The following is a 23,429-nucleotide window of genomic DNA, read 5'->3' as shown; positions in this document are numbered from 1 at the left end:
GATTATGCACGCCGGAATCCCACCCCCACAGACCCATTCGCGAGCCAGCCACACGTTTTCCGCCAAGACACTCGCGGGCACGTACCGGAGGGGAGAGTCGGCAGGTCAACCCCATAGGATCAGGATTGGCTAGTTAGTTGGTAGGGAATAGGGGAGTTATGTACGCCACCGCCACGATCGTCAAACCCCTCCCCCCGGAGCTCTTCAGGACACACGGCGCGAGCGCGGAGATGCGCTGGGACGCCATGGCCGGCCAGGGCTTCCACACCCCCACCGACCGCTTCTTCGTCCGCAACCACACCGCCACCCCGTCCATCGACCCCGCCACCTGGCAACTGGCCGTCCACGGCGACGGCGTGCGCAGCCCCGGCGCGTACACCTATGAGCAGTTGCTCGCCATGCCCGCCCGCACCCTGGACGCGGCGATCGAGTGCGCGGGCAACGGCCGCCGCTTCTACGGCACCCAGCAGGGCCTGCCCGCGCCCGGCACCCAGTGGGCCCTCGGCGCCATCGGGGTCGCGCGCTGGCGCGGCGTGCCCCTGCGGTACCTGCTGGAGCGCTCCGACATCACCGCCAGGGCCGTGGACGTGCTGCCGACCGGCCTCGACGCCCCCTTCGACCACCACGGCCACGTACGCCGCCCGCTGCCCGTCGCCAAGGCCATGGACGACGTCCTGGTCGCCTACGAGATGAACGGCCGCCCGCTGCCGCCCGACCACGGATTCCCGGTGCGCCTGGTGGTGCCGGGATGGGTGGGAATCGCGTCCATCAAATGGCTTGGGGATATCGAGGTGGCCACCCGGGAATTGTTCACACCATGGAACACGGAGTTCTACGCCGACGTCTCGGTGAATCCGGTGAAAAGCGCGCTCGAACTCGGATGGAACGCCCGCGTCCCCTTCGGCCGGCCGAACCTGCTGCGCGGCCGATCGTGGTCGGGCCACGGCAGGGTGGTCAGGGTCGAGGTGAGCTTCGACGAGGGCCGGACCTGGCGGCAGGCGGAACACCACGGTCCGCACCTGGTCAGCGCCTGGTTGCCCTGGCACATCACGTGGGTGCCGAAGCGTCTCGGCGAGCAGTCGATCCTGGTGCGGGCCACCGACGAGACCGGCGCGACCCAGCCGTTGAAAAGGCCGCACCACGCGTTCGGATATCACTTCGACGCCGCGATAAGGCATCCCATTACCGTGGTCCACGGATAGTAAATTGTCACCGAGTCGCTGAGCTGCGGGTTCGCGCGGAGCATCCGAATTCATCTGCAAGACTCTCGCGGAAACGTCCAGGAAACCGCGCGATGTGAACCTGGCCATGCGACCGAACACCCGGGAGAAGAGCAGATGCGCCAGTTGACCGCACTCGACGCGCAGTTCCTCAACGCCGAGTCCGCGACGACGCGCGCCCACGTGGCGGGGCTGGCCGTTCTCGACCCGCTCGGCGGCGTCCTGGACCGCGAGACGCTGGCCGCGCTGCTGCGTACGCGCATGCACCTGTCTCCCGCGCTGGGCCTGCGGCTGAGCGAGGTGCCGTTCGGGCTCGACCATCCGTACTGGGAGCCGGACCCGGCGTTCGACCTGGCGAACCACCTGTTCGAGACGGAGGTGGCCGCGCCGGGCGGCGAGTACCAGCTCGCCGAGGCGGTCGCGCGCATCCACGCCGCGCCGCTCGACCGCGCCCGGCCGCTCTGGGAGATGCACCTGCTGAGCGGGCTGGCCGGGGGCAGGGTCGCGGTCTACACGAAGGTCCACCACGCCGCCATCGACGGCGTCTCGGGCGCGGAGACGCTCGCCACCCTGCTCGACCTCTCCCCCGAGCCCCGGGTCATCGACGTCACGCCGCCGCCGGCCGAGCGGGGTCCGGGTCTGGCGGACATGCTGTACGGCGTCGCCGTACGCGCGGCCACTCACCCCGTGCGCGCCCTCGGCTCGCTGGCCAGGGCCGCGGGCGAGCTCGACGCGATCCCCCTCGCGGCGGCGTTGCCGGGGGCGCGGCGGATCGCGCGGACGGCCAGGCTCCTCACCGGCGACCGGCGGCCGCGGCCCGAGCTGCCCGGCCTGAGCGCGCCGCGCACGCCGTTCAACGGGCCGATCAGCGCCGAGCGGCGGCTGTCGTTCGGATCGGTGCCGCTCAAGGACGTCAAGCACGTCGCCAGGACGCACGGCATGAGCGTGAACGACGTGGTCATGGCCCTGTGCGCGGGCGCGCTGCGGGCCTGGCTGCGCGAGCGGGACGCGCTGCCGCAGGAGCCGCTGATCGCGGCGGTGCCCGTGGCGGTGCGCACGGCGGACGCCGGGCAGTTCGTCGGCAACCAGATCTCCGCCATGATCACCCCGCTGGCCACGAACGTGGACGGCGCGCACGCCCGCCTGCACGCGACGCGCTCCATGATGCGCACGGCCAAGCGCCGCTTCGCCGCGGCCTCGTCGAACTGGCTGCACGAGCTGTGCGCCCTGCTGCCGCCGCCGGTGACGCGGCTGGCCTCGCCGGCGGTCTTCCGGCTGGCGGCGATGGCCTTCCCGCCGATCAACCTGATCGTCAGCAACGTGCCTGGCCCGCAGTTCCCGCTGTACCTGTGCGGGGCGCGGGTGCTGTCGTACTACCCGATCTCGGTGCTGACCGACCTGAGCGGCGGGGTCAACATCACCTGCTTCTCCTATGACGGCATGCTCGACTTCGGTGTCGTGGCCTGCCCCGAGCGGCTGGACGACGTGTGGTCGCTGCTGCGCCACCTGCGCGCCGCGCTGGAGGAGCTGCTAGATGAGCGAGTGGGCGATGAGCTCGGCGACGGCGTCGGGGTCGATCTGGTGACCGGTTAGCTGGCAGAGGTTCTCCTGGTAGAGCAGGACGGCGGCGAACGTGGCCGCCGCCACCTCCAGGCGCGCGGTCTCGCCGCGCCGGCCGGGGAGCGCGAGTTCGAGCGCGAACCTGGAGCGCCTGATCAGCTCGCCGTTGAGCCGCCCGAGGCGCTCCTTGACCGAGCGGTGGGTGTCGGCCTCGCGGAACAGGATGCGCCGCATCGCCGGTGAGGCGCGCAGCGGCAGCCTGCGGGCCAGCTTGGACAGCGTGCCCGCCGGGTCGCCCGGCACGGCGTCGACCTCGCGCGCCTCCTCGACGAGGGTGCGCTCGTCGATCAGCGCCACCAGCACGTCGATCTTGCGCGGGAAGTAGTGGAAGACCAGCCCTTTGGGCACCCGCGCCAGCTTGGCGATGACCGCGGTGGGAGTGGCCTCGTAGCCACCGCCCGCGAACAGCTCCTCGGCCGCGTCCAGGATGCGCGTTCGCGCGTCACCGATCACCACAGCCGAACGATATCGCCACTGGTGACACGCGGCCATGCCGTCCAGGGGAGATCACCGTACAGACCCCGTCGTACAGTGATGTATCGTTTGAGACATCAATGTCGCAAAAGAGACGAGGGTGTGCGATGGCGGCCAACCGGGACGAGATCGTCGCCGTGGCGATCCACCACCTCAACCACGCGCCGAACGCCTCGATGGCGGAGATCGCGCAGGCCGCCGGGATCAGCAGGGCGACCCTGCACCGGCACTTCAGCACCCGGGCCGACCTGCAGTACGAGCTGGCCACTCGGGCCCTGGACGCCTGGGCGAAGACGCACGCCACCGTCGGCCTCGCCGACGCCCTGCGCGCGGACCTGGACGCCGAAGCGCTCAGACGGGTGATCGACGAGCTGCTGACCGGCCACCTCGCCCACGCCGACGAGCACGGCTTCGCGCTCACCGACCACACCATGGACGGCCGGCAGGACCTGGAGCGCCGCGCCGGCGAGCTGGAGGCGCTGGAGGTCGACCTGTTCGCCGCCGCGCAGCGGGCCGGCGTCCTGCGCGCGGACCTGCCGCCACGCTGGGTAAGCAACATCGTGTACGGCCTGCTCGTGGCCGTGCGGGAGAGCATGCGGCGCGGGGACGTGGCACGCCGTGACGTGCCCACCCTCTTCCTTGAAACGTTCTATCGGGGGACCTCATGACGCTCACCACCGCGCCCGTCGCGCACCGGCGCAGATGGGCGGGACTCGCCGTCCTGTCGGCCAGCCTGCTGCTGGTCGTCATGGACATGACCATCCTCAACGTGGCCCTGCCCGCGATCTCGGCGAGCCTGCGCCCCGGCGCCATCGAGCTGCTGTGGATGGTCGACGTCTACTCGCTGGTCCTGGCCGGCCTGCTGGTCACGGCCAGCGCGCTCGGCGACCGGTGGGGACGCAAGAGGATGTTGCTGACCGGCTTCAGCGTGTTCGGGCTCGCCTCGATCCTGGTGATGTGGGCCGAGAGCCCCGGCGCCGTGATCGCGGTGCGCGCCCTGCTCGGGGTGGGCGGCGCCATGATCATGCCGTCCACCCTGTCGATGATCCGCGCGCTGTTCACCGACCCGCGCGAGCGCGCCACCGCGCTGGGCGTGTGGTCGGCGATGGCGGCGGTCGGCGGCGCGCTCGGCCCGATCCTCGGCGGCTTCCTGGTGGAGCACTTCAGCTGGCACGCGGCCTTCCTCGTGAACGTGCCGGTCATGGCCGTCGCCGTACTCGCCGGCCTGTTCCTGCTGCCCGAGTCGCGCAACCCGAGCCCCGGCCGCTGGGACGCGCTCGGCACCGTCCTGTCCGTCGTCGGCATGGTCGGACTCGTCTACTCGATCAAGCACTTCGCCAAGGACGGCCTCACCGACCCGACCGCGCTGATCTCCCTGGCCGTCGGGGCGCTGGCGCTGACCTGGTTCGTGCTGCGCAGCCTGCGCCGCCCCGACCCGCTGCTGGAGGTCAGGCTGTTCCGCAGCGGCCCGTTCACCTCCGGGGTGCTGGCCGCGCTCACCACCTCGATCGCCATGGCGGCGATGATGCTGCTCATGGCCCAGTGGATGCAGCTCGTGCAGGGCTACACGCCGCTGGAGACCGGGGTACGCCTGCTGCCGACGGCCGTCGCCGCGCTGATCCTGTCGCCGCTGGCGCCTGCTCTGGCGGAGAGGATCGGGGCGCGTACCGTGCTGGCCGGCGGGCTGGTCGTGGCGGGGCTGGGGTTCCTGGTGCTGTTCGTGGCGCCGCTGGTCTACGGGTGGGTGGCGCTGGCGTTGCTGCTCATCGGCGCGGGGATGGGGTCGCTGGCGATCGCCTCGGCCGTGATCATGTCGGGGGCGCCGCTGGAGAAGGCGGGCAGCGCCGCGGCCATCGAGGAGACCAGCTACGAGGTGGGCGGGGTGCTCGGGGTGGCCGTCCTGGGCAGCGTCGCGGCGGCCGTCTACCGTACGGCGCTGCCGTACGCCGGGCCGCAGGCGGAGGTCGCCCGCGAGTCGATCGGCGGCGCGCTCGACGTGGCCGCCACGCTCGGGGCGCAGGGGGCACGGCTGGCCGAGCAGGCCAGGGCGGCCTTCGGCGACTCGCTCGCGCTGACCGGCGCGGTGGGCGCGGCGCTGATGCTGCTCGCGGCGGTGGCGGTGTGGAAGCTGACGCCGCGCACGCTCGACATCGGCGCCGCCCATCACTGAAGCTTGCCCGTCACCGCAGCGCGCCCTTTATCGCAGCGCGCCCTTCACTGAGGCCCGCCCACGGCTGAAGCGTGCCCTCTATCGCAGCGCGCCCTTGAGCATGGGGTACGCGCGCCGTAGCTCCCGTTGCCAGAAGGTGTGGTGGTGACCGCCTCGGTAGAAGTGGGTGGTGACCGGGATGTCCAGGTCCCGCAGGCGGCCGGTGAAGGCGCGGGCGGCACGGGCGGCCAGATCCTCGACCAGGTCGCCGCCGCCCGCGGCCACGTACAGGCGGACTCCCCTGAGATTTTCCGCCTGGTCGTAGGGGTTGTGGGCGCGCCAGTTCGCGCGCTCGCGGTCCGGGTCGCCCCAGATGCGTTTCCAGTCGGTGCCGACGCAGCCGAGCGTGGTGCCCGCCATGACCGCCTGGGGGACGCCGTCGGCCAGGATGTGCACGGCGCCGCTGAAGGAGGCTGCGGCCTTGAAGCCGCCTTTTGCCGCGTACAGCATGGCGCCCTGGCCGCCCATGGAGTAGCCCGCGATCGCCCGGGACGGGCCGGCGCGGTAGCGGGACTCCAGCAGGGGGAGCAGTTCCTTCAGGTGGTAGGTGGCCCATCTCGGCGGGCCGCCCGCGCCGCCGTTCCACCAGTCGGAGTAGCTGCCGCAGCGGCCGCCGTCGGGCATGACGACCATGAGGGCGTCGTCGCGGGTGAGGGCGTCCACGTCGGTCTTCGCGGTCCAGGAGGTGTGGTCGTCCAGGCCGCCGTGCAGGAGCCACAGCGCGGGCCAGCGTTCCTGTTCGTCCCAGTTCCTCGGGAGCAGGAGGCGTACCTTGGTGATGGCGTCGAGGGCGGGCGAGCGGAGGGTGAGCTCCAGGCGGCGCGCGTCCAGCCGGTTCTCGTCCAGCACCTCGACCTCGGACGAGCCGCTGGACGACTGCGAGGGCTTGGGCGAGGCCGAGTCCGAGGGCTGGGGCGAGGTCGAGGGCTGGGCCGAGGCTGGGGGCTGGGGGTCGGGCGATTTTTCGGCATATTTCCCGACCTGAGATGTCCAGTCGGCCTTCAGCACGATCATGACCAGCACGAACAGCACGCCCGCGACGAACGCCCCCGCCAGACAGCCACGCATCCGGGCTCGCATCGGCCCTCCTCCCGCGGCGCCCGGGACCTGACGGCGGGACCGCTGTTGGATGCGCGGATAATAGCGAGGTGAGATCGATCGGCACCACGGCCCTGTCCGTGTTCCCTCTTTGCCTCGGCACCAACGTCTTCGGCTGGACGGCCGACCGCGAGGCGGCCTACGCCGTCCTGGACGCCTACGTCGAGGGCGGCGGCAACTTCGTCGACACCGCCGACGTCTATCCCGCGTGGGCGACCGGGGAGTCCACCGCCGAACGGATCATCGGCGACTGGATGGTCGAGCGCGGCAACCGCGACTCCATCGTCCTGGCCACGAAGGTCGGCATGCTGTCCGGATGGGAGGGCCTGGCGCCCAGGACCATCAGGACCGCGGTCGAGAACAGCCTGCGCCGCCTGCGTACCGACCGCATCGACCTCTACTGGGCGCACGTGGACGACGAGGCCACGCCGCTGGCCGACACACTGGCCGCCTTCGACGCGCTGGTGCGGGAGGGCAAGGTCCGCCACATCGGCGCCTCCAATCACTCCGCCCCACGCCTGGCGCAGGCGCTGCGGGTCTCCGACGACGAGGGGCTGGCCAGGTACGTGGCGCTGCAGCCCGCGTACAACCTGATGGAGCGCGGCTACGAGGGCGAGCTGCGCGACGTCGCGGCCCGCGAGGGCCTGTCCACCACGCCCTATCACGCGCTCGCCCGCGGCTTCCTGACCGGCAAGTACGCCCCCGGCGTCACCGTGGACAGCCCCAGGGCAGGGGCCGCGTCCCGTTACCTGGAGACCGAGCGCGGTCTGCGCGTCCTGGACGCCCTCGCCAAGATCGCCGCCGTCCGCGACGTGGAGCCCGCCTCGGTCGCCGTGGCCTGGCTGGCCGCCCAGCCCACGATCACCGCCCCGATCGCCAGCGCCCGCACCCCGGAGCAGCTCAAGCCGCTGATGGCCGGAGCCCGCCTGGCCCTGAGCGCCGAAGAACACGCCGCCCTGGCCAAAGCCTCAACCCTCTGACCCGAACGAAGCGATGCCGCCCGAGCCGGAGCGGGCGGCAGAATCACCCACATCACGCAAAAACCAAAAACTAAAACATATGCGTGGCAACGCGGGGCATGGCGACCGGGCAAACGTGCGTTGTAGCGGCGAGAAAGCCTGTCCGACTGCCGGCCACCTCGCACGGACGCGCCACTCACGGCGGCGGGAGGCGCCCACTGGGCTTGCCGTAACCCCAAAAAAGCGGCAAAAGAAACGAAAACGCTCAGCGCAATGTGAGCGTGGAGGCGGCGGTGACGAGAGAGGCGAGATCTGGGCTGGACAAAGCCGCCTCGGTGGAGATTTTCACGTGGCGGGCTTTTTTGCCCGTGCCCTCAAGGAGCGCCGTCGGGTCCTGGGTGAGGAGGTCGGCGCCACGGGCGAACATGAGGTTGATGTGCGCCTGATGCAGCGCGATCGCCACGATCAGCCCCTTGTACGTGCCGGGCTGGTAGGTGTAGGCGATCAGGCGGGCCGGTTCGTCGACCTCCTCGTGCGCGTCCGGCAGCAACCGGCGCAGGAAGTCTCGGGTGGCTCCGGCCAGGGTGCGGATCTCCGGTGTACACGTGGCGAGCAGCGCGGCGGCCTGGTCTTCCATGACAAAACTCTATCGCCGGGACCAGACCCGGGTGGGGCGCCCCGGATTCAGGGCGCCCCGACGCGGTCAGTGCTCGGTGGCCTTCTCCGCGCCCACGCCGGTGAGCGAGCGGACCTCGATCTCGGCGTACTTGGCGGCGTTGTACTCCTTGCTGAGCACGGTGCCGAGCCAGCCGAAGAAGAAGCCGAGCGGGATCGAGATGATGCCGGGGTTGGACAGGTTCCAGAGGTGGAAGTCGGCCCCCTTGATCAGCGCGGTCTTCGAGCCGGACACCACCGGCGAGAAGACCACGAGGATCAGGCAGGAGATCAGGCCGCCGTAGATGGCGGAGACGGCTCCGGCCGTGTTGAACCGCTTCCAGAACAGGCTGTACAGGATCGCCGGCAGGTTGCCCGACGCGGCGACCGCGAAGGCCAGCGCGACGAGGAACGCGACGTTCTGGCCCTGGGCGAGGATGCCGAGGCCGATGGAGGCGGCGCCGATGACCAGGGCGGCGACCCGGGCGACGACGACCTCCTCGCGCTCGGTGGCGGTGCCCTTCTTGAACACGTGGGCGTACAGGTCGTGGGCGAAGCTGGAGGAGGAGGCCAGCGTGAGCCCGGCGACCACGGCCAGGATCGTGGCGAAGGCGACGGCGCCGATGAGCGCGAGCAGGACGGTGCCGCCGACGGAGCCGAAGAAGTTCTCGCCGATGGCCGCCGCGAGTTGTGGCGCGGCCGTGTTGCCCGCGGTGTCGGAGGCCGGGATCTTGACCAGCGCCGCCGCGCCGAAGCCGAGCACCAGCGTCAGCAGGTAGAACGAGCCGATGATGCCGATGCCCCACAGGACGGACTTGCGGGCGTCCTTGGCGGTGGGCACGGTGTAGAAGCGGATCAGGATGTGCGGCAGGCCGGCGGTGCCGAGCACGAGCGCGAGGCCGAGGCTGATCAGGTCGATCTTGCCCATGAGGCCCTGGGCCTCGGTGCCGTACTTGAGGCCGGGTTCGAGGAACGCGGCGCCCTTGCCGCTGGCCTCGGTGGCCGCGCCGAGCAGCGCCGAGAGGTTGAAGTTGTACTTGGCGAGCACCAGCACGGTGATCAGCGCCGCGCCGCCCATGAGCAGGACGGCCTTGACGATCTGGACCCAGGTGGTGCCCTTCATGCCGCCGAACACCACGTAGACGATCATCAGCGCGCCGACGGCCACGATCGTCCAGTTCTTGGCCTCGGCGCTGGTGATGCCGAGCAGCAGGCCGACCAGCGCGCCCGCGCCGACCATCTGGGCCAGCAGGTAGAAGATGCTGACGACGATGGTGGAGACGCCGGCCGCGGTGCGGACCGGGCGCGGGCTCATCCGGAAGGCCAGCACGTCGGCCATCGTGAACTTGCCCGAGTTACGCATGAGCTCGGCGACCAGCAGCAACGCCACCAGCCAGGCCACCAGGAAGCCGATGGAGTACAGGAAGCCGTCGTAGCCGGACAGCGCGATCATGCCGGCGATGCCGAGGAACGACGCGGCCGACATGTAGTCGCCGCCGATGGCCAGGCCGTTTTGGACACCGGTGAAGGACCGCCCGCCGGCGTAGTAGTCGGCGGCGGTCTTGGTGTTGCGGCTGGCCCAGAAGGTGATGCCGAGCGTTGCGGCCACGAACGTCAGGAACAGGATCGTGGAAAGCGTTGACGAACTCACTTGGTCTGCTCCTCGACCTCGTGCCGGAGCTTGTCGGCCAGCGGGTCCAGCTTCTTCTCCGCGTGCCTGGCGTACGCCCAGGCGATCAAGAAGGTGGAGACGAACTGCAGCAGGCCCAGGATCAATCCGATGTTGATGTTGCCGAGCACCTGAATGCCCATGAAGTCGCGCGCCCAGCCGGACAGCACGACATACAGGAGGTACCAGACGAGGAACGCGACCGTCATCGGGAATGTCCAGGCGCGGAAGCGGCGCTTCAGTTCCTGGAACTCACTGCTCTGCTGAACCCGTTCGTAGACCGACGCGTCGTGTTCTTGAGTTGTCACCATGCCTCCCGCTTAGTGTGATGGGGATCACGCACAAGGTAAGAGCGCAAACTACCCTCCGTGGAGGTCCACAGGCACGCCGTTCGGCGAGCCGCCGCCGAGTGGCGTTTAGTTGGGCGTGGCCTGCGGTGAAAGGTCCGTTTGACGCGATAAGCGGTAATCACCCTCGTTCCACGGGATAAGTCCGGGCATTCAAGAAAAACGACCGCTTGACTTGTATACACGCAGCTACGCTACGTAATCAAGCAAGCTAAGGCAGGCCCCACGGCGGCACCTGGCCGTTCGCGCCGACGTCGCGCGGCCGGTCCGGCCGCACGCCCTTCCTGCTGACGACCGCGCTCTGCCCCCTGCGCAGCGGGATGCCGATCGTCCCCTCCCCCCGGTACGGCAGCCGCCTGCCGCGCTCGTCCCTGACCTCGATCTCGCCCTCGATCCCGTGCTGGAGCGCCAGCGGCTCCCCCGCCTCGCTGCGCACCCTGATCCAGTCGGTACGGCCCGCCCGCCGCGAGGCGTCGACCACGAACGCCCCCTGGGTCCGCACCCCCGCGATCGAGGCGTCCGCCCAACCGGCCGAGACGGCCGGGAACACCCTGACCACCCCGCCATGGCTCTGCGTGAGCATGTCCAGCAACGACTGCGCCGCCGAGATCGGGCTCTCGATCGCGAACCCGGTCCCCTCCCGGTACATGGTGTTGGGCGTCATCTGGCAGTTGTCCTGGATGTTGCCGTCCACGAAGAACTTCAGGTGCCACAGCGCCCGCTCGGCGTTGCCGAACAGCGTCTCCATCGAGGACGCGGCCGCGTAGCTGTAACCGTGCCAGCGCTCCTGCATGCTCACCCAGTGCTCGAACGTCCTGCGCTCCAGCTTCTCCTGCAGCGGATACAGCCACAGCAGGTGCGAGAAGTGCCGGTGCGACTCGGCGAACGGCACACCCGCCCCGATCATCACGCCGTTCTCGTTCTCGTGGTATGGCACCAGCCGCGCCCCGATGTCGGCCCACTGCTTCTTCAGGGGGTCGTCGATCCTGAGCCGCTCGGCCGAGCCGAGCAGGGTGGCCGCGCCCCAGCGCAGCAGCGACAGGTCGTAGGTGCAGTCGGCGGCGTTGGCCAGCTCCGGCGAACGGGTCTCCGGCAGATGCAGCCGCCCGTCGGCGCCCTCGGTGAGGAAGCGGGCATAGTAGTTGACCGCCTTGGTGAGCACCGGGTAGATGACCTCGCGCAGCACCTTGTCGTCCATGTGGTGGCGGTAGGTGACCCAGGCGTTGTGCAGCGCCCAGATCAGGTTGCCGGTGTGGTCGTTGGGGTTGACGCCCGGCCTGCCCACGTACCGGGGGCCCGAGCGGAGCTGCCAGTCGCCCGGGTGGCACAGGGCGTAGGTCTTGCCGTCGCGCAGCTCGGGCCAGATGTTGCCTTCCAGGTTGTGGTGGTGGCGGCGGAAGGTGGGGGTGATGGCGTCGAGTTCGCGATGGTTCGAGCCGTTGGCGACCGGATAGGTGACCTGGACGTTGGTGTTCCACCAGATTTGCGTCCAGTTGTTGCCCCTCTCGGGGAACCAGGGGCCGAACACCGGCACCACGGGCGCGTCGTCGCGGGTGCAGCAGGCGAGCTTGTAGAGCTGGATCCAGTAGAAGCTCTGCACCCGCTTGTCGGGGACCGAGACGAGGCTGCGCCGGTAGAAGCGGTGCCACCACAGGCGGTGCAGCGCCACGTGCGCGTCCGGCGCGCGGCTGAGCGCCTTCTCCACGGTCCTGACCGCCTTGTCCCTGCCGGTGGAGTCGGGGTAGCCGTAGACGATCGTGGCCGCGAGCAGGCGCCGGCCGCCGTGCCGTACCTCTTTCCAGGCTGTCGTGTAGCCGCCGCCGGCGTGCATGGGCTGCTCGACGTAGCCGGGTGTGACGGTGGGGTCGGGGTTGGCGGTGTAGTCGGGCGGGCGGCGCTGCTGGCGGGTGGTCGACGAGGGCAGCGGCACGAACGCCCAGGCCACGGCCTCCTCCCCCAGGGTCGGCTCGGTGGAGACGAGCATGACGTCCTGGTGGTTGAGGATGAGCGCGGTGAAGCGGACGCCGCCCTGGGTGGTGGTGACGGTGCCGGACAGTTCGGCGGTGGCGATGTCGAGCGTCCAGTCGACCGCGGTGATCGATCCGGCGAAGGTGAGGGTGAAGTAGCCGACGCCCAGGCGGGAGTAGCCGATCGCGGCCTCCCACTGCCCGCGCTGGTCCTGGACGTGGTTGTGGTTGATCATGAAGCGCAGCACGTTGCCCTCGCCGCCGACGTGGTAGACGTGGGCGGCCAGGAAGCCGTTGCCGAGAAACGGGCCCTCGGTCCAGCCGCTCGGCAGCCGCTTCCACTTCAGCGCGGCGCCGCGCAGCACCTCGTCGTGGACGTCGTCGTGCTCCCGCCCGGCGGGCGCCCAGGACGCGGGCGACCCGGCGGAGACCGCGGGCGGGGTGGCGGCGGCGGGCGCCGCGCCGGCCAGGACACCGGCGCCCATCGCGCCCGCCCCGGCGACCAGCGAACGCCGGGAGATTTCCGTCACTTCGGGGTTCCTTCCAGCGACAGCGCGAAGACGTGCGCCTGGGGCCTGGTCAACGTGGGCAGGGTCAGCGAGCGCAGTTCCCTGGCCGGGTCCAGCGCGCAGGGCGCGGTGAAGAGGGCGACCTTCGAGGTGCTCGGCCCTGCCGTGCCGTGCCGGTGGGTGCACCGCTTGACCTCGTGCCCGCCCGCGGGCGGCTGGCCGGTCCAGTTGGGCAGCGTGAACGGGACCTCGGCAGTGGTGCCGTCGGCGTAGGTGGCGACCAGCCGGCCCGAGGCGTCGCCGAAGGCCGAGGCGCCGAGCAGCCACAGCCGCCGGTAGCGGCCCTGGGGAACGGGGATCGTCTGGCCCTGGGCGGTGACGTTGTTCCTGGCTCCGTCCCCGGTGGCGGGGAAGGCGAAGGTGAGGCCCTCGTGCGTGAGCGGACCGGCGGGCGGCAGTTCCTCGGCCGGGTAGGTGTATCCGGAGCCGTCGAAGTCGCCGTCGGTCATGAGCTCGTGGGAGGAGACGCCGTCGTTGTCGAACCAGGACGACAGGTCCACCGGCGTCGTGGGGCCGGGCGGCGGCACCGGCGGCAGGCCCCAGGGCTCGCCGGGCGTGGTGATCTTCACGGGGGCCACGGTGAAGTCCCTGGTTCCGGCGGCGAAGATCAGGGCCTCCTGGCCCTTGCGCAGGGTCAGCTCCATGACGCCGCCGCCCAGGTCCTTCGAGCGGGCGCCCAGGACGTGGACGCGGCCCTGGATGCCGTGCCGGACCGTGCAGGGCTGTCCTGCCAGGCTCTTTACCCTGACCCAGCGGGTGGCGCCGGCCCGCCGTACGGCGGAGACGAGGAAGGCGCCCTCGGTGCGGAAGTCGTGCACGGTGACGTCGGCCCACGCGGCGGGCGCGGCGGGGAAGATGCGGATCAGGCCGCCCCAGCTCTGCACCAGCATGTCGTGCATCGACTGGGCGGCCGACAGCGGCGTCTCGATGACCGGGCCGCCGCCCTCGCGGTACATGGTGTTGGGCTTGATGAAGCCCTGGCGCATGAGCTCGTGCAGGTAGTGCAGGGAGTCGTCGCCCCTGCCCATCTGTGCGGCGATGGAGGCGGCGCCGGTGAAGCTGTAGCCCTGGAGGGCGCCGGTGAAGCCGATCCAGTGCTTGAGGGAGCGCTCGACGAGGTCGCGCTTGTCCGGCTGCTCCCAGGTGACCTCGTACAGCGGGTAGATCTGCAGCAGGTGGGAGTAGTGGCGGTGGGATTTCGCGAACGGCACGCCCGCGCCGATCATGTAGCCGCTCGCGTCGACGGGGTAGCCGGTGAGCCGGTCGAGCACCTCCTGCCAGCGGGGGCGCAGCGGGTCCTCCAGCTTGAGCGTCTTCGCGGCCTCCAGGAGCGTCTTGCAGCCCCAGCGCAGGAGGGCGAGGTCGTAGGTGCAGTCGGGGGCGCCGCCGTACTCGGGGCTGAAGGTCTGCGGGAGGTGGAGCCCGCCGTCCGCGCCCTCGGTGAGGAAGTGCAGGTAGTAGTTGACGGAACGGCGCAGCAGCGGGAAGAGCACGTCGCGCAGGACGTCGGCGTCCATGGTGTGGCGGTAGGACAGCCAGACGTTGTGCAGGGCCCAGGTGAGGTTGCCGATCTCGGGTGAGCCCTGGCCGGGGATACCGAGCTGGGCGCCGCGGGCGTACATGTCGGAGCTGCGCGAGACCCCGGCGGAGTCGTGGCGGTAGGCGGCGGGCACGTGGTCGATGAGGACCTGGCGGTGCTGGTCGACCGTGCGGCTGAGGGCGTCGAGCTCCAGATGGTTGGAGCCGTTGATCATCCAGTACTCGAGCTGGACGTTGAGGTTCCACCAGATGTTGGGCCAGCCGGTGGGCTGCAGCCAGGGGCCTGTGGTGGCCATGACGGGGGCGTTCTCGCGGGTCGCCGAGGCGATCTTGTAGAGCTGGATCCAGTAGAAGCTCTGCAGCCGCTGGTCGGGGACGGAGATGAAGCTCTTGGGGTAGAAGGCGTGCCACCAGGCGCGGTGTGACTTGCGCAGGATGCTCGGCGGGCGGGCGCGCGCGCTCCTGATCCGCTCGATCGCGGGCTCCTCGGCGGTGGTGCCGGGGTGGGAGTGGGTGACGGTCACGTAGAGCAGGCGCTCGTCGTCGCGGGTGGCCTCGCTGTGGGCGGTGATGTAGTGGCCGCCGACCAGCAGCGGCTGCACGCACAGGTCGACCTCGCCCTCGGTGCGGAGGGTGGGCGGCGGGTTCGGCTGGTAGCCGGGGTCGGGGTTGGTGATCTGGCGCGGGCTGATCGACGGGAGCGGGTGGAAGGTCCACTTCGTGTCGCGCTCGGCCGCGTCGGTGCGGAGGGTGACGAGCATGATCTGCCGGTCCGCATGGATATACGCGGTGAACGCCACCTTGCCCAGCGAGGTGGTGATATTTCCGGATAACTCGGCATTCCACAGGTCGAGGCGCCAGTCGATGGCGGTCACCGTGCCCTTGGGCTCCAGCGTCAGGTAGCCGATCGGCAGGCGGCACAGGCCGTACTTGGCGTCGATGTTCGGGCGGTGGTCCTGGACCTCGCTGTGCTGGATGTCGAACCGGACGCCGTTCAGGCCGTCGGGCATGTAGACGGTGGAGGCGAGGAAGCCGTTGCCGAGGAAGGGGCCGTCGTACCACTGGCGGGGGAAGCGCGCCCACACCAGGTCCTGATTTTTCAGGAACCTGGCCCATTCGTGCTCATGGCGCATCTCATCCCGGATGGGGAGCAGGCCGCTCCGCTCCAGGGTCACCGCGTCGGCCGGGGGTGCGGGGGCCAGGGCGGCAGCCGTACCGCCGACGACTAAACCTCCGAGGAATGAGCGTCTAGAGGCCGGTAATTCGGGCATGAATCCTCCGAGTGGGGGTGCTCACTGGGCGATTCATCTGATGATTAGGAGGATCACGCGCGATTGTCAACCCTTGACAGCCCCGGCGGTCAAGCCCTCGACGATGTAGCGGCGGATCGCGGCGAACAGGATGAGCGTCGGGATCACCGAGACGACCGTCGCGGCGGCCATCGAGCCCCAGTCGATGTCGTACTGGGTGATGAAGGAGTTCATGGCGACGGGGACCGTCTTGGCGTCCTCGCTGTCGATGAACGTGATCGCCAGGAACAGCTCGTTCCAGCACTGCACGAACGCGAAGATGAACGTGGCCGCGATCCCCGGCAGCATCACCGGGATGACCACGCGCACCAGCGCCGACAGCCGCGAGGCCCCGTCCACCTGGGCCGCCTCCTCCAGCGCGACCGGCACCCGCTCGTAGAAGCCGCGCATGATGATCGTGGAGAACGGCACCAGCATCGCGACGTAGACGACCATGAGGCCGGCCAGCCGGTTCAGCAGGTCGAGGTCGGACATCAGCAGGTAGAGCGGACCCAGGGCGATGAACAGCGGGATCATCTGGGTCACCAGGAACGCCAGCATCAGTGCGCCCCTGCCGGGGAAGCTGAACCGGGCCAGGGTGTAGCCGCCGAGCACGCCGATCACGGTGACGGCGGCCGCCGCGACCAGCGAGACCATCAGGCTGTTGGCGAGGTAGCGGCCGAAGTCGGCGAACTCGAACAGCTCCGCGTAGTGCTCGAAGGTGAGCGTGTCCGGCCAGTACTCCAGCGGCATCGAGAAGATCTCGGCCTTGGGCTTGAGCGAGGTGACGACGATCCAGTAGAGCGGGAAGACGGTGATGAGCAGCCAGACGCCCAGCACGGCCGCCTTCACGCCCTTAGCGAGCCTTTTCGCCATCGGCGGACCTCGTCACGTTCAGGTAGAAGATGCTGAAGGCCAGCAGCAGCGCCAGGACCAGCAGCCCGACGGCGCCCGCCCGGCCGTAGTCGCCGCCCATGACCTGCTGGATGAGGAAGGTGGTGACGATGTCGGTGCTGCCCGCCGGCCCGCCGCCGGTCATGGAGTAGATCAGGTCGGGGAAGTTCAGGATCCAGATGATCCGCAGCAGCACGATCAGCGCCAGCGTGGGCCGGATGTGCGGCAGCGTGACGTGCCAGAACTGGCGCAGCCTGGCGGCGCCGTCCACGCCCGCCGCCTCGTAGAGCTCCTTGGGCACCGACTGCAGCGCGGCCATGATCATGATGGCGAAGAACGTCGTGCCGTACCAGACGTTGGCCACTATGACCGAGGTCATCGCCCAGCCGGGCGAGGACAGGAAGCCGATGCGCTGGTCGATGATCCCCGTCTTGAGCAGCAGGTCGTTGATCACGCCGAACTGCCCGTTGAACATCCACCGCCACAGCAGCCCGATCAGGAACCCGGACATGGCCCAGGGGAAGAACACCCACGCCTGGTAGAGCCCGCGGCCCCTGAAGTGCCTCCTGAGCAGCAACGCCAGCCCGAAGCCCAGCACGAACTGGAAGAACAGCGAGACCACGACCCAGGTGCCGGTGTTGCGCAGCGAGGTCCAGAACCGCTCCTCGGCCAGCACCGCGGCGAAGTTCTCCAGGCCGACGAACGGCGTCTGGGTCAGGTCGAACAGGTTGTAGCGCTGGAAGGCCATGACGCTGCCGCGCACCATCGGCCAGTACGTGAACAGGACGACGAACACGATCCCGGGCAGCAGGCACAGCGCGATGAACGCCGCCCTGCGCCCGGTGAAGGCCCGCTTGGTCACGAGACCTTCTTCGCCTGGTCGGCCCAGAAGGCGTCCCAGGCCTTGAGCACGTCGGCCGCGCTCTTCTTGCCGGTCAGCAGCGCCTGCACGTCACGGTCGGAGTCGACGAGGAACTGGCTCCATCCCGGGTAGTCCACGGGCCGGATCGTGATCACCTGCTTGGGGTCCTGCTGCGCCTCCAGGTACGCCTTCCACGCGCCCTGCGAGAACTGCGGATCGTTCTGGGCCTGCTTGGAGATCGGGATGAGCGAGTTGCCCTTGGCGAAGCGGATGCTCTGCTGCGACTCCGACAGGAACTGCACCAGCTTGACCGCCTGGTCGCGATGTTTGGTGAAGGAGGTGACGCCCCATCCCGCGTAGCCGACGGGCTGGTAGGCGTACCCGCTCGGGCCCTTCGGGATCGGCGCCGTGGACCACGCCTTGACGCCGCTCTCCTCGACCGTCTTGATCACCTCGGGGTCCTGGATGAGCATGCCGGTGACGCCCGAGGTGAAGCCCTGCACCATCTCCGGATAGGCCCAGGAGACCGAGTCGGGCGGCGAGGCCTCCTTGAAGATCTTGACGAACAGGTCGAGCGCCTGGGCGGCCTCCGGGGTCGAGAAGATCGTCCGCTTGTCCTTGAGGAAGAAGGACTTGTCCGGGTTCAGCGCCTCGCCGTTGTAGGCGCTGATCATCATGACGGCGTAGTCGGCGCCGCCCTTGCCGCCGCGGAAGGAGTAGCCGAACCGCTCGCCGCCGGTCATCTTCTTGCCCGCCTCGTAGAGCTCCTGCCAGGTCTTCGGCGGCGCGGCCAGGCCCCAGTCGGTGCGGTAGAAGAGCGTGCGCTGGTAGAAGCCGTAGGGGATGAGGTACGGCTTGCCGCCCACCTCGACCGCCTTCTTCTTCGTCAGGTCGGTGAGGTCGGCCCAGCCGCTCCACTGGGTCGTGGGCAGTTCGCCGAGCCAGCCGTTGTTGGAGAAGGACTTGGCCGTGTGGTCGCGGACCTCCAGCACGTCCAGGTCCTTCTTCGTCTGCAGGATCTGGGTGATCTTCTGGTCGGCGCTGTCCAGCGGCGGCGAGATGAGCTCCACCTTGACGCCCGGGTTGGCCTTCTCGAAGTCGGCTAGCAGTGACTTGAGCAGCTTGGTGCGCTCCGGGCTGGTCAGGCTCTCGACCATGCGCAGCCGTACCTCGCCGGGGTCTGAGCCGGAGGACGACCCGCAGCCCGCGAGCACCACGGTGAGGGCGGCAAGGGCCAGGAAGGATTTCACGACGCCTCCATAGATGTGACAGCGCTGTCAGTCACGCTAGGCGACCGACCCCCTCCAGCGCTAGACCGAGGTCCTTGATCAATGTGTCCGCCGCCTCCAGGCCGACCGACAGCCGCACCAGGCCGACGGGGATGCCCATGGTGGCCCGCACGCTCTCCTCAACCGACAGCGCCGGAGCGTTGACCAGCGACTCGAAGCCGCCCCACGAGACGCCGATGCGGAAGTGCCGCAGCCGGTCCAGGAACTCAGCGGCCTCCTCGCGCGAGTCGGTGTCCAGCTCGATGCTGAACAGGCTGGAGAAACCGCTCATCTGAGCCTTGGCCTGGGCGTGCCCGGGGTGGGACAGCAGGCCCGGGTGGTTGACGACCCTGACGGCCGGGTGCCCGTCCAGGAAGGCGGCGACGGCCAGGCCGCGCTCCTGGTGGGCGGCCATCCGCACCGGCAGCGTGCGCAGGCCCTTGATCACCTTGGCCGCGTCGTGGGGCGACATGGCGGCGCCGTAGAGCTGGTACTCCGTCAGCGCCAGCGGCCTGATCAGCCGCGACGGGCCGGCCACCACGCCGCCGACCAGGTCGCTGTGGCCGCCCACGTACTTCGACAGCGAGTGCAGCACCAGGTCCACCCCGAGCGTCAGCGGCTTCTGGAAGATGGGCGTGGACCAGGTGTTGTCCATGGCCGTGACCAGGCCGCGCTCCCTGGCCCAGCCGGTGACGGCAGCGATGTCGAAGACCTCGTAGCGCATGTAGGACGGCGACTCGAAGTAGAGTAGGCGCGTGCTCGGTCTGATAGCGCTGTCACACCCGTCGAGATCGCTGACGTGCGTATGCGTGACGCCGAACTTCTCCAGATAGCGCAGAAACTGGGTGGTCGGCCCGTACACGGCGCCCAGCACCAGCACGTGGTCGCCCGCCGACACCAGCGAGGAGATCGTGGCCGAGATCGCGCCCATGCCGGAGGCGAAGCACTTGGCCCGCTCCCCCCGCTCCAGCGCCGCGAGCTTGCGCTGAGCCAGGTCGACCGTGGGGTTGGTGCCGCGCCAGTAGACGTAGCGCTCGTCCTCGTCCCTGATCGCCTCCCCCAGCTCACCGGCGGTGCGGAAGGTGAACAGGGAGTTCTCGAACACCGGCGGGTTGACCGCGCCGAGCAGCCAGGGCTCGTCCTCGCCGAGGCGGCCGCAGATCCATTCGTCATCCATGGGGGCAGAGTATGACAGCGCGCAAGCCGACCATGGCCGACGTGGCCAGGTACGCGGGCGTCAGCCTGAAGACGGTCTCCCGCGTCGTCAACCGGGAGCCGCACGTCAGCGCCGAGGTCCAGCTCAAGGTACGCGCCGCGATCGGCGCCCTCGGCTTCCGCCGCAACGAGGCGGCGGCCCGGCTGGCCAGAGGCGCCACGATGCTGACCATCGGCCTGGTCATGGAGAACATCTCCAACGAGTTCTACTCCCGCCTTGCCAAGGCGGTCGAGGCGGCCGCGGCCGAGCACGAGGCGCTGGTCGTGTTCGGCTCCTACGAGGAGCGCCCCGAGCGCGAGCGCATGCTGGTCGAGTCCATGTACGCCCGCGGCGTCGACTCGCTCATCGTCGTGCCGTCGTCGGGCGACCACGCCTGGCTGGCCAGGCACACCGGCCTGACCACGGTCTTCGTCGACCGGCTGCCGCCCGGCCAGGACAGCGATGTGGTCCTGCTCGACGACCTCAAGGGCGGCCGCCTGGCCACCGAGCACCTGCGCGCGCACGGCCACCGCAGGATCGCGCTGATCTCCGACGACGTGCGGCTGAACTCGGTGCACGACCGGGCCACCGGCTACCGCCAGGCGCTCGGCGAGCCGGACGAGCGCCTGGTCGTGCACGGCGTGTTCGACCCGTGGCGGGTCTCGCAGGAGGTCACCCGGCTGCTCGACCTGGCCGACCCGCCGACCGCGTTCTTCGCCACCAACAACCGGGCCGCGATCGGCATCCTGCAGGCCCTGCGCGAGCGCCGGGAACGTCCCGCCTACGTGGGGTTCGACGACTTCGCGCTGGCCGAGGTCTTCAACCCCGGCGTGAGCGTGGTCCGCTACGACATCGACCGCATCGCCCGCAGCGCGGTCGGCCTCCTGCTCGACCCGTCGGGACGGCCGCGCCGGGTGACCGTACCGGTGGAGCTGGTCGTGCGCGGCTCCGGCGAACGCGGGCCCTGCCCCTAGCCCTTGGGCCGCCAGTCGCCGCGGTCCAGGTCGAGGTCCTCCGGCGTGTGCAGGCGCACCATCGTCCTGGCCACGCCGGGCGGCACCCGGTGCGGGGTCAGGAACGACACCGCCACCATGACGGTGAACGCGATCGGCACCGTCCACGCCGCCGGCTGCGCCAGCAGCGCGTTGAGCACCCCGTCGTACGGCCCGCCGATGATCGTGGCCAGCACCGCGCAGCAGGCCAGCCCGCCCCCGGCGAACAGCCCGGCCAGCGCGCCCGTCGTGGTCAGGCGCCGCCACCAGATGCCGAGCACCAGCAGCGGGCAGAACGACGAGGCCGCCACCGCGAACGCCAGCCCCACCACGTCGGCGACGGGCAGCGAACGCGCCCACAGCGCCAGCGCCAGCGGCACCGCCACGGCCATCAGCGTGGCGATCCTGAACGAGCGCACCCCGCCGCCCAGCAGGTCCTGCGCGATCACCCCCGCCACCGACACCGTCAGCCCCGAGGAGGTGGACAGGAACGCCGCGAACGCCCCCGCCGTCACCAGCGCGGTCAGCAGGTCGCCCAGGGTGCCGCCGACCATCGCGCCGGGCAGCGTGAGCACGACCGCGTCGGTGCGGGCCAGGTCGGGGGTGTAGAGCCGGCCGAGCCAGCCGTAGGCGGCGGGCAGCAGGTAGAAGGCGCCGAGCAGGGTCAGCACCACCAGCGTCGTACGCCGCGCCGCCCGACCGTCGGGATTGGTGTAGAAGCGCACCAGCACGTGCGGCAGCCCCATCGTGCCCAGGAACGTCGCCAGGATCAGCGAGTACGTGGAGTACAGCCCGTACTCCTTGCCGCTGCCCAGCGGCATCTGCCAGGTCGCCGCGTCGGCCGCGCTCAGCCCGGGCGCGCCGTCGCGCTTCCAGGCCAGCAGCAGGAACACCAGCGGCACCGCCAGCGCGGTCAGCTTCAGCCAGTACTGGAACGCCTGCACGAACGTGATCGAGCGCATCCCGCCCGACAGCACGTTGACCGCCACCACGACCGCCACGAGCAGCCCGCCGACCCAGACCGGCGCCCCGGTGATCGTGCGCAGCACCAGGCCCGCGCTCTGGAACTGCGGCATCAGGTAGAGCCAGCCGATCAGCACCACGAGCACGCTCGCCGTGCGGCGCACGGCCATGGACTCCAGCCTGGCCTCGGCGAAGTCCGGCAGCGTGTACGCGCCCGAGCGCCGCAAGGGGGCGCTGACCAGGACCAGCAGCACCAGGTAGCCGCCGGTCCAGCCGACCGGCAGCCACAGCATGTCGATGCCGTAGGTGAGGATCAGGCCGGCGATGCCCAGGAAGGAGGCGGCCGAGAGGTACTCGCCGCCGATGGCCGAGGCGTTCCAGAGCGGGCTGACCGTGCGGGAGGCGACGTAGAAGTCGGAGGTGGTGCGGGAGAACCGGATGCCGAACGCGCCGATGAGCACCGCGGCCAGGACGACGACCACGACCGCCGTCAGGCTCATTTGCGCTCGACCAGGTCGGCGAAGTGGCGCTCGTTGCGTTCGGCCTGCCGTACGTAGAGCCAGGCGCCCGCGACGAAGGCGGGATAGATGAGGCCGGCCAGCACCGCCCACGGCAGCGGCACGCCGAGCAGGTGCAGGTCGCGCACGTGCGGCAGGAGCAGGAACAGCAGCGGCAGCCCGCCGATCACGCAGGCCAGCACGGTGCAGACGAACAGCGCCAGGCGGAACTGCGTGCGCAGCAGCGAGCGCATGTAGACCTCGCCGACCACGGTCTGCTCGTCGATCTCGCGCGTGGCCGGGTAGCGGCGGCGGCGCGCGGCGGCGGTGCGGGGGCTGGTGACGGTGACCCGGCGGCCGCTCATCGCTTGGCTCTTCTGACGAGCAGGTCGCGCAGTTCGCGGGTGTGGCGGCGGCTCACCGGGATCTCCGTCCTTCCCACCGTCACCGTGCACCTGCCGGAGTCGATGTGCAGCTCCTCGATGTGCTTGACCGCGACCAGGTGGCTGCGGTGCACCCGGACGAACCCGGCCGAGGCCCAGCGTTCCTCCAGCGTGTTGAGCGGGATGCGGACCAGGTGGGTGCCGGTCTGGGTGTGCAGGCGAGCGTAGTCGCCGTGCGCCTCCACGTACACGACATCGGCAGAGGAGACGAACCGCGTCACGCCGCCCAGCTCGACCGGGATCGTGTCGGCGTCCTCGCCGTCCAGGACGACGTCGGAGGACAACGCCACGCGACGGATGGCCTCGGCCAGGCGTTCCGGGCGTACCGGCTTGAGCAGGTAGTCCTCGGCCTTGATCTCGAACGCGTCGACCGCGTGCTCCTCGTAGGCGGTCACGAACACCACCCGCGGCGGGTTGGCGAACTGCGCCAGCAGGCGGCCCAGCACGACCCCGTCCAGCCCGCGCATCCTGATGTCGAGGAAGACCGCGTCGACCGGGCGGCCCTCGGCGATGCCGCGGTCGAGCTGCCGCAGCGCCGCAGCGCCGTCGCGCGCGGTCAGCACCTCCTCGATGCGCGGGTCGGCGCGCAACAGGTACGACAGGTCCTCCAGGGCCGGAAGTTCGTCGTCGACCGCCAGGACGCGCAAGCCAGCCACAATGCTCCTTCCGATCCATTGACAGTGATAAAAGCGACAAGAGGC

Annotated in this window: 20 protein-coding genes; 6 read left to right on the top strand and 14 right to left on the bottom strand. The window is 70.1% G+C overall.

Going from position 1 to position 23,429, the window contains the following annotated elements:
- Positions 1-158 precede the first annotated feature (158 nt).
- Positions 159-1,202, top strand: coding sequence for a sulfite oxidase (locus ACIBEJ_RS13465; protein WP_397182954.1), 1,044 nt, complete (start codon positions 159-161; stop codon positions 1,200-1,202).
- 135 nt (positions 1,203-1,337) lie between these two features.
- Positions 1,338-2,813, top strand: coding sequence for a wax ester/triacylglycerol synthase family O-acyltransferase (locus ACIBEJ_RS13460; RefSeq protein ID WP_397182953.1), 1,476 nt, complete (start codon positions 1,338-1,340; stop codon positions 2,811-2,813).
- On the opposite strand, the gene ACIBEJ_RS13455 is transcribed toward ACIBEJ_RS13460, so the two are convergent.
- Positions 2,751-3,296, bottom strand: coding sequence for a TetR/AcrR family transcriptional regulator (locus ACIBEJ_RS13455; protein ID WP_397182952.1), 546 nt, complete (start codon positions 3,294-3,296; stop codon positions 2,751-2,753). The genes ACIBEJ_RS13460 and ACIBEJ_RS13455 overlap by 63 nt on opposite strands.
- A gap of 125 nt (positions 3,297-3,421) precedes the next feature.
- On the opposite strand from ACIBEJ_RS13455, the gene ACIBEJ_RS13450 reads away from it, so the two are divergent.
- Both ACIBEJ_RS13450 and ACIBEJ_RS13445 read left to right on the top strand, forming a co-directional pair.
- Positions 3,422-3,982: a TetR/AcrR family transcriptional regulator gene (locus ACIBEJ_RS13450; protein ID WP_397182951.1), complete on the top strand. Its 561-nt coding sequence runs from the start codon at positions 3,422-3,424 to the stop codon at positions 3,980-3,982.
- Positions 3,979-5,484, top strand: coding sequence for an MFS transporter (locus ACIBEJ_RS13445; RefSeq protein ID WP_397182950.1), 1,506 nt, complete (start codon positions 3,979-3,981; stop codon positions 5,482-5,484). Before ACIBEJ_RS13450 ends, ACIBEJ_RS13445 begins: the two co-directional genes overlap by 4 nt.
- A 78-nt stretch (positions 5,485-5,562) precedes the next feature.
- Here the strand turns inward: ACIBEJ_RS13445 and ACIBEJ_RS13440 are convergent, their stop codons facing one another.
- Positions 5,563-6,603 carry an alpha/beta hydrolase gene (locus tag ACIBEJ_RS13440; protein WP_397182949.1) on the bottom strand — a complete coding sequence of 347 codons (1,041 nt, stop codon included), beginning with the start codon at positions 6,601-6,603 and terminating at the stop codon, positions 5,563-5,565.
- Positions 6,604-6,671: 68 nt separating this feature from the next.
- Between ACIBEJ_RS13440 and ACIBEJ_RS13435 the strand changes: the two genes are divergently transcribed.
- The gene (locus ACIBEJ_RS13435; protein WP_397182948.1) at positions 6,672-7,601 is read left to right on the top strand and encodes an aldo/keto reductase; all 930 of its coding nucleotides are present in this window, start codon (positions 6,672-6,674) and stop codon (positions 7,599-7,601) included.
- 244 nt (positions 7,602-7,845) lie between these two features.
- Here the strand turns inward: ACIBEJ_RS13435 and ACIBEJ_RS13430 are convergent, their stop codons facing one another.
- From ACIBEJ_RS13430 to ACIBEJ_RS13390, 9 genes are all read right to left on the bottom strand, one after another.
- A complete protein-coding gene (locus ACIBEJ_RS13430; protein ID WP_397182947.1) occupies positions 7,846-8,217 on the bottom strand; it encodes a DUF1801 domain-containing protein in 372 nt (123 codons plus the stop codon).
- Positions 8,218-8,283: 66 nt separating this feature from the next.
- Positions 8,284-9,885 carry a cation acetate symporter gene (locus ACIBEJ_RS13425; RefSeq protein ID WP_397182946.1) on the bottom strand — a complete coding sequence of 534 codons (1,602 nt, stop codon included), beginning with the start codon at positions 9,883-9,885 and terminating at the stop codon, positions 8,284-8,286.
- Complete coding sequence (locus tag ACIBEJ_RS13420; RefSeq protein ID WP_397182945.1) at positions 9,882-10,214, bottom strand: DUF485 domain-containing protein; 333 nt, start codon at positions 10,212-10,214, stop codon at positions 9,882-9,884. Before ACIBEJ_RS13420 ends, ACIBEJ_RS13425 begins: the two co-directional genes overlap by 4 nt.
- 247 nt (positions 10,215-10,461) lie before the next feature.
- On the bottom strand, positions 10,462-12,747 hold the full coding sequence (locus ACIBEJ_RS13415) for a glycosyl hydrolase family 95 catalytic domain-containing protein (RefSeq protein ID WP_397182944.1): 2,286 nt from the start codon (positions 12,745-12,747) through the stop codon (positions 10,462-10,464).
- A complete protein-coding gene (locus ACIBEJ_RS13410) occupies positions 12,744-15,596 on the bottom strand; it encodes a glycosyl hydrolase family 95 catalytic domain-containing protein (RefSeq protein WP_397182943.1) in 2,853 nt (950 codons plus the stop codon). Before ACIBEJ_RS13410 ends, ACIBEJ_RS13415 begins: the two co-directional genes overlap by 4 nt.
- A gap of 66 nt (positions 15,597-15,662) precedes the next feature.
- Entirely contained in the window at positions 15,663-16,490 is an 828-nt protein-coding gene (locus tag ACIBEJ_RS13405; protein ID WP_397182942.1) for a carbohydrate ABC transporter permease, read from the bottom strand.
- Positions 16,471-17,370: a carbohydrate ABC transporter permease gene (locus ACIBEJ_RS13400; RefSeq protein ID WP_397182941.1), complete on the bottom strand. Its 900-nt coding sequence runs from the start codon at positions 17,368-17,370 to the stop codon at positions 16,471-16,473. The genes ACIBEJ_RS13405 and ACIBEJ_RS13400 overlap by 20 nt, the downstream gene beginning before the upstream one ends.
- A complete protein-coding gene (locus ACIBEJ_RS13395) occupies positions 17,367-18,620 on the bottom strand; it encodes an ABC transporter substrate-binding protein (protein WP_397182940.1) in 1,254 nt (417 codons plus the stop codon). The genes ACIBEJ_RS13400 and ACIBEJ_RS13395 overlap by 4 nt, the downstream gene beginning before the upstream one ends.
- A gap of 31 nt (positions 18,621-18,651) precedes the next feature.
- Positions 18,652-19,815: a trans-sulfuration enzyme family protein gene (locus tag ACIBEJ_RS13390; protein ID WP_397182939.1), complete on the bottom strand. Its 1,164-nt coding sequence runs from the start codon at positions 19,813-19,815 to the stop codon at positions 18,652-18,654.
- Positions 19,816-19,826: 11 nt separating this feature from the next.
- Between ACIBEJ_RS13390 and ACIBEJ_RS13385 the strand changes: the two genes are divergently transcribed.
- Positions 19,827-20,807, top strand: a complete 981-nt coding sequence (locus tag ACIBEJ_RS13385) for a LacI family DNA-binding transcriptional regulator (RefSeq protein WP_397182938.1) — start codon at positions 19,827-19,829, stop codon at positions 20,805-20,807.
- On the opposite strand, the gene ACIBEJ_RS13380 is transcribed toward ACIBEJ_RS13385, so the two are convergent.
- The 3 genes from ACIBEJ_RS13380 to ACIBEJ_RS13370 are packed head-to-tail and all read right to left on the bottom strand — an operon-like array spanning position 20,804 to position 23,384.
- The gene (locus ACIBEJ_RS13380; RefSeq protein ID WP_397182937.1) at positions 20,804-22,288 is read right to left on the bottom strand and encodes a cation acetate symporter; all 1,485 of its coding nucleotides are present in this window, start codon (positions 22,286-22,288) and stop codon (positions 20,804-20,806) included. The genes ACIBEJ_RS13385 and ACIBEJ_RS13380 overlap by 4 nt on opposite strands.
- The gene (locus ACIBEJ_RS13375; protein WP_397182936.1) at positions 22,285-22,650 is read right to left on the bottom strand and encodes a hypothetical protein; all 366 of its coding nucleotides are present in this window, start codon (positions 22,648-22,650) and stop codon (positions 22,285-22,287) included. Before ACIBEJ_RS13375 ends, ACIBEJ_RS13380 begins: the two co-directional genes overlap by 4 nt.
- Entirely contained in the window at positions 22,647-23,384 is a 738-nt protein-coding gene (locus ACIBEJ_RS13370) for a LytR/AlgR family response regulator transcription factor (RefSeq protein WP_397182935.1), read from the bottom strand. The genes ACIBEJ_RS13375 and ACIBEJ_RS13370 overlap by 4 nt, the downstream gene beginning before the upstream one ends.
- Between the last annotated feature and the right edge of the window lie 45 nt (positions 23,385-23,429).

This window comes from Nonomuraea sp. NPDC050790 (assembly GCF_044456745.1).
GTDB lineage: Bacteria > Actinomycetota > Actinomycetes > Streptosporangiales > Streptosporangiaceae > Nonomuraea.
Note: the sequence above shows the minus strand (reverse complement) of the source record. Positions and strands in the feature narration are given on the sequence as shown.